Here is a 5,770-nt window from a genome sequence, read left to right on the forward strand (position 1 = left end):
ATGATCTATTCTTTCTAAATTGTAATATTTGTAGTCGCTGAATTCGTTTCTTAAAAGGGTTGTTTTTCCTGATTGCCGGGGACCTGTTAAAGAAAGGACCGGAAACTTTTTCAAACGGTCTTTTAATACGGAAGCTATATGACGAGGAATCATTTTTATGTTGATTTATAATGCCAATGCAAATCTACATACAATTTAGGGATGAAACAAATGATGTATCTGAAATAATGGATGGATGAAAATGACTCTACCCAGGCAAGAAGGAGTGATTTTCGGGGAGTTTTTTTAATGATTTATCAAATTCGGGAATGGTTAGGGTTTGTCACGAAATAACTTAATCATTCAGGCTTGTTCTTTTGCACGCTAACTACGTTAAAAAGCCTCGCCGTAGCTAAGGCTATGCCTATGTTTTTTGCCTAATTATCGCACAAAATAACATCGCCTGCTCTGTCCAACTTATTCCGCAACAAACCCTTAGAACTTTTATCATAATTCATCGAGAAGTTCTCTGGCTGATTTTGGTTTTAATTTTCCTTTTTTCAATCGTTCAAGTTCATTAAAACTTTGGTCCATACTTTTCATGAACTCCGTTTTTTCATCTACTACTGTAATCCCTTTTTCAGTTTTCGATAGTTCTGTAATCAGATCTACCAAATACTTTGTTTTCTTACTTTTTGTATCGATTTTAATTGTTACAGTTGCCATTCTTGTAATTTTTACTGACACAAATATAGTAGATTTTGCAATCCCTTGAATAATCCAACCAATTTTCTGTTTCATGTTCTTCACCTAATGAGTCAGTTAGTTTACTGACAAAGTGTTTTGGATAAATCCGTTTTGCCCAACTTACTGAAAAGAAGTGAGAGGTGAGCGGAGAGAGATGAGAGGGGTTATTTGCAGAATTTATTGGGATTGTTTATCATTGAAATTAGCATTTTACGGACTTCGTCGTAGCCTTCCATTAGTTCTTTATGGGTTTCAATATTTATGTATTTGCAATCTCTTGAATAGTCAAGCCAGTTTTCAGTCTCGTACTCTTCGCCAAGTGAATCAGTTAGTTTGCTGACAAAGTGTTTTGGATAGATTCGTTTTGCCCAACTTTCCGCGATATTTACTGTTATTGATCTAGAAGAACGAAGGATTTGGTCTGTTAGCGAGTATTTCTCTTCTTTAGGAAAATCTCTTGTTATTTCAAATATTTCCATAGCTAATTTATACGCCTTTTGGAAAACTATTAAATCCCTAAAACTATTAATCACCGCCATATTTTATTTTTTTAATTTTCTAAAAAACTCTCCGCTCTTCTCTCACTTCTCAACGCTCATCTCTCACTTCTCAACGCTCATCTCTCACTTCTCAACGCTCATCTCTCACTTCTCATTTCTGTACAAAAAACCACCGCTTAACCACATTTTTTCCATTCTGAACCAACAACTCCTTCGTCCACGGCCCGAAACGGTTGTGCCATTGTTGTAAACAATACTATTTGATAACAATAACGTCCAACAAACCTTTCTCTCCGGCATAATACCGGTTATAAATGCTTTCAGTCCTGCCGGCTGAGGTACGGATTGCCACATTGTGATCCCTTCGGGACAAATCCGCACCAGCAGGCGGTGGCAACAGTTTTATAACCAGGTAATTATTATGGAAATTTCTTGTAAGTTGATTCATCCCGTTTACCAAAAAAGTGAAACCAAACTGTATCTCCTTCAAGTGAAATACCAATTCTGTAATTTCCCAACCGGATGCGATAATATCCCGGATAACCGGTTAAAGGTTTAATATTTGTCAATTCTGCAAATGAATCACATTCCATCACTTTTCTGATAACTTCCCTCATTTTATGTAGAAGTTTTTTATCCTTAATTCGCGAAGTTTGTTTGTCAAATGATTTGGAAAATTCAACCTTCATTTATTGAATATTAAAGCGATCCAATATCTTTTGTTTGTCTGCCTTGCCGGATTTTTTCGATTTTTCAATTTCTGCTGCCAGCCATTCATCTTCGTCGCTTACCGGTATTACTTTAACTGATTTATATATTTTTGCAATACTCCTTGCAACTTCTAAAAGCCCCGCACCGGTTTTGGTATTATCGTCTATTGTAATTGAGTACTTCATAGTATTCTATTTTTCTGTGTACAAATATACAAATTTGATTTTTGAGCTGGACCAAATTTGCCAGGATTATAAATCATCGAATTTCGTTATCTAAACGACATTAAAATACAATCTATCTTTTCGTGGAATTGGTGACCTCTCTGTCCAGGCCGCCCACAGGCCTTACGCCCCGATGAATAATCGGGATTAGTTCGACTAACATTTTTCAGTTCACTATGTTTCTAAAAAATGAGTCTCACTGAACAGGACATCTCTCCTTAGAGGAGAGATTGAGCGGATTTTTTGGTTTTGTGGACTATTCTTTTTTATCCACGCTTGCCCCTATGGGGGATTGCACGGATGGCACGGATTGATTTAGTTACCCCCTCCGATACATAAATGTATCTCGTCCCCCTTAGCAGGGGGACAGTCGCTCCGAGCCAGATCACCGGAAATTTTAACATGCGCCGCAATTACTTTCTTCTTCGTGGAATTCCCCGAAGGGACAAGAGTGAAATTAGTGGACTATTCTTTTTTTAACCACAGATGGCACGGATGACACGAATAGTTATTTAACCAAAAAACGTTTAACCTGGTTTTTTGCATTTTGAAAAATGAACTCCCTTCAAAATTAATTTCACCGCTTAATTCTACTTTGACACTTTACACTAATATCGAAAAATCTATTCGTTTTACCCTGATCCGCCAGCTGGCGGAAATCAAATACCTGCCCGAAGTCAGGCGGGGATTTTTCTTATTTCTCCACTTGCTCCGAAGGAATTCCTATGGAAGGGCCGGGGTAAAAAATAAGAAAAATCGGTCTCTCATATAATCTGTCAAAGTAGACTTAACGTTTATTATTTCTGATAATTGACATTACTAAATTTTGAGAAGCGAGAAGTGAGAAATCAGCAGATTACTTACAGAATTTACCTGGATTATTAATCATCGAAATGAGCATTTTACGGCCTTGGAGGTCAGAGATCAGAGAACAGAGGTCGGAGATCAGAGAACAGGGAGAAAACACTTACTTTTTTGATCTTATAAGGAAAGGATGTGGATTGTTGATCAGAGAACCTAACATTCGGCCAACTTCATTGTTTATAGAAACCAACTCCTTATGCGTTTCTTTATCTCTCAACATCAATCACAGCAGAGCTTCAACAACATCTTTAGGTGTGAAAATAATATAATCCTCCGGTACCTTAGCGGGTTTGCTTTTAAGAAATAAAACTTTATGCATAGTTTTTCCTTTTGTAAATGGCAAGTATTGGCATTTGTGATCTAATTTCTTCATTACAGCCAAAATATTTCTGGAAGACGACCATTTGGCTTCACCAAGCAGGATCTCTTTCTTGTTGCGTGATTCTGCAACTATATCGATTTCGGAAGGCTTATTTAGCAGATCATTACCCCACCATCTTGCTCCCGCTGTAAATAAGTTTGATTTCATTAAAGCAGGTACAGCCTGACGGCATAATTCTTCCCATATTTCTGAACAATAATCAGAAAAACTTTCCTTTAAAACATGATCATATATTTGTTCTGTATAACCTAACTCAAGCGAGGTTTTCTCAGGGATAACGAATTTATAATAAAAATGCATAAAAGGATCGGCAACTTTATACAATGATTTTTTTGTATTGCGTTTCGATAATCCAAAGGGGATTTCCCTTTTGATATAACCCAGTTCAATTAATCGCTGCAACGGTCTGTTTAACTGTGTAACCGGTTTCCCTATTCTCGAACCAATCTCACTTAGGCGGCTCGCGCCTGATGCAATAATCGAAATTAATGTATGCATCTGCACCGAATCCCTGGTATCATCAAGAAACAATCTCAATGGTTCTTCATGAAGCAATCCATGAATATCAAAAACCTGATTGATAATAGCTTCTTTGAATGATCCCGCCTGCTGCCTTATTTCCCAATACCGTGGAACCCCGCCCCAGACACTATATTCTTCTATCGCATCTTCATAAGAACAAGCAAGCGCTTCTTTCAGCCAGTATATGTTCATGGGATTTATTTTAATGATCTCATTGGCTCTGCCATACAATGGAGCATTATGATCAATGACCATTTTCTGCATCATTTGCTGGGATGAACCGCATAATACAAGATTAAAGGGCAGGTTTTTCTCCTCATCAATTAATTTTTGTAAAATGCTGGGCAACTCCGGTTTATTCTTTACCAAATAGGGAAATTCATCAATAAACAAGGTTCTTCGCTTATTGGTCCACTTTGCCAGGGATATAAACAGGCTTAACCAGTCGGGATAGGATACCCTGTCAAAATCTTTGTTTTTAAGGGCTATCTGCTTTGCAAGCGACTGAATCTGAACAAGACTTTCACGTTGGTCAGCTATAAAATAGATATCATCATCCCTTACTATCTGCTGCAGCAGTCTGGTTTTGCCTAATCTGCGTCTGCCATATATCACTATCAGCCTGAAAACATCGCTCTTAAAAGATTTCCTCAAACGACTGATCTCTTTATTTCGGTTTAAAAACTTCATTATACTTTTTTATTATGCAACACAAAAATAATGTTTCAGAAGCATAATAACAAGTGATTTTTTATAACTAATCAGTTTATTCAAGTATGATAAATATTGAAAAAAGGAGCAAAAACAGGCCTAACCTTCAGGTTGGGATAAAAAAAATAACGCTCCGACTTAGGATTTTTGAAAAATTTGTAAAATGAAAAATACAAATTTTTCAAAAATCCGGGGGCCCAATCATAAATCCGGTACCCAGCCTGAAGGCCGGGCCTGTTTTTATGGATTGCCTCTCGCTGAATTCAATAAAACAAAAGTTGAACTGGTTAGTTACGATTTTTAAAATTTATCAGTAGTGTCCGGTTAAAAATGTTGATTAATGGCTGAAGCCCTTATCTTTTTTATAGCCCCAGGCTTAAGACTGGGGTTAAATAAATTGAAGAGTGAAAAATTGGCTTTAGCCGTAAATCATAATTCTTTTAAAAACCGTTGAAAATCGTTTTTGCCTATTATACCTGTATCAGAAACAGAAGGCAGGCTTTCACCAGTGTATATCAAAAACTTTTGTATTAAGTTAGACTGTGGAAAATATTTAAAATTTTTGAGAAAGTCTTTATTAAATGTTTCACCACCTTTAATTTCCAGAGCCAATAATTTTTGATTGCTTAGCTCAATAATACAATCTATTTCAGTGCCATTACTTTCTCTCCAGTAATAAATGGAGGTTTTTTTACCGGTATGATGTTGTGTTTTTATAATTTCACTGATAATAAAATTTTCGAATAATGCTCCATATAGATAATGATTTCTTATCATGTCAGCATTCTGAATATTCAACAATGAACAAACTAAGCCGGTATCGTAAAAATAGATTTTGGGAGATTTAATAAGTCTTTTATTGAAATTTTTATAAAAAGGCTGAACCTGATACAAAATAAAGCTGGACTCCAGCAATGAAAGCCATGATTTTACTGTATTTACAGTAACTCCGGTATCATTAGCCAAAGAAGTAAGATTTAGTATTTGACCAATTCTGCCGGCACATAATCCAACAAAACGCGTGAAAGTATTTAGATTTTCAATGGCTTTTAAGGACCGAATATCTCTTTCAATGTAGGTTTGAATATAAGAGGGATAAAATGCTGTTGGTTCTATTGCTGCATCATGAA

7 protein-coding genes are annotated in these 5,770 nt (G+C 36.2%); 1 reads left to right on the top strand and 6 read right to left on the bottom strand.

Annotated elements, in window-relative coordinates; all coding sequences use genetic code 11:
- Positions 1-486: 486 nt before the first annotated feature.
- The 5 genes from BUC07_RS20160 to BUC07_RS20190 all read right to left on the bottom strand — a co-directional run bounded on the left by BUC07_RS20160 (position 487) and on the right by BUC07_RS20190 (position 4,619).
- Positions 487-780 carry a hypothetical protein gene (locus BUC07_RS20160; RefSeq protein ID WP_073174116.1) on the bottom strand — a complete coding sequence of 98 codons (294 nt, stop codon included), beginning with the start codon at positions 778-780 and terminating at the stop codon, positions 487-489.
- Positions 781-890: 110 nt separating this feature from the next.
- A complete protein-coding gene (locus BUC07_RS20165) occupies positions 891-1,265 on the bottom strand; it encodes a four helix bundle protein (protein ID WP_073174118.1) in 375 nt (124 codons plus the stop codon).
- Between the two features lie 380 nt (positions 1,266-1,645).
- Positions 1,646-1,915 carry a type II toxin-antitoxin system RelE family toxin gene (locus BUC07_RS20175; protein WP_073174122.1) on the bottom strand — a complete coding sequence of 90 codons (270 nt, stop codon included), beginning with the start codon at positions 1,913-1,915 and terminating at the stop codon, positions 1,646-1,648.
- Positions 1,916-2,122: a hypothetical protein gene (locus BUC07_RS20180; RefSeq protein WP_073174124.1), complete on the bottom strand. Its 207-nt coding sequence runs from the start codon at positions 2,120-2,122 to the stop codon at positions 1,916-1,918.
- A gap of 1,126 nt (positions 2,123-3,248) precedes the next feature.
- A complete protein-coding gene (locus BUC07_RS20190) occupies positions 3,249-4,619 on the bottom strand; it encodes an ATP-binding protein (RefSeq protein WP_073174128.1) in 1,371 nt (456 codons plus the stop codon).
- A gap of 184 nt (positions 4,620-4,803) precedes the next feature.
- On the opposite strand from BUC07_RS20190, the gene BUC07_RS21020 reads away from it, so the two are divergent.
- Positions 4,804-4,944 carry a hypothetical protein gene (locus BUC07_RS21020; protein WP_175552587.1) on the top strand — a complete coding sequence of 47 codons (141 nt, stop codon included), beginning with the start codon at positions 4,804-4,806 and terminating at the stop codon, positions 4,942-4,944.
- Between the two features lie 125 nt (positions 4,945-5,069).
- Here the strand turns inward: BUC07_RS21020 and BUC07_RS20195 are convergent.
- The coding region (locus BUC07_RS20195; RefSeq protein ID WP_139279672.1) for an ATP-binding protein at positions 5,070-5,770 on the bottom strand (701 nt) is incomplete at its 5' end.

The sequence above is a fragment of the Tangfeifania diversioriginum genome (assembly GCF_900141875.1).
GTDB classification, from domain to species: domain Bacteria; phylum Bacteroidota; class Bacteroidia; order Bacteroidales; family Prolixibacteraceae; genus Tangfeifania; species Tangfeifania diversioriginum.

Bases quoted from the DNA above. Each gene is read 5' to 3' on its own strand.
- BUC07_RS20190 (WP_073174128.1), bottom strand. From the start codon at position 4,619: ATGAAGTTTTTAAACCGAAATAAAGAGATCAGTCGTTTGAGGAAATCT.
- BUC07_RS20180 (WP_073174124.1), bottom strand. From the start codon at position 2,122: ATGAAGTACTCAATTACAATAGACGATAATACCAAAACCGGTGCGGGG.
- BUC07_RS20175 (WP_073174122.1), bottom strand. From the start codon at position 1,915: ATGAAGGTTGAATTTTCCAAATCATTTGACAAACAAACTTCGCGAATT.
- BUC07_RS20165 (WP_073174118.1), bottom strand. From the start codon at position 1,265: ATGGCGGTGATTAATAGTTTTAGGGATTTAATAGTTTTCCAAAAGGCG.
- BUC07_RS20160 (WP_073174116.1), bottom strand. From the start codon at position 780: ATGAAACAGAAAATTGGTTGGATTATTCAAGGGATTGCAAAATCTACT.
- BUC07_RS21020 (WP_175552587.1), top strand. From the start codon at position 4,804: ATGAAAAATACAAATTTTTCAAAAATCCGGGGGCCCAATCATAAATCC.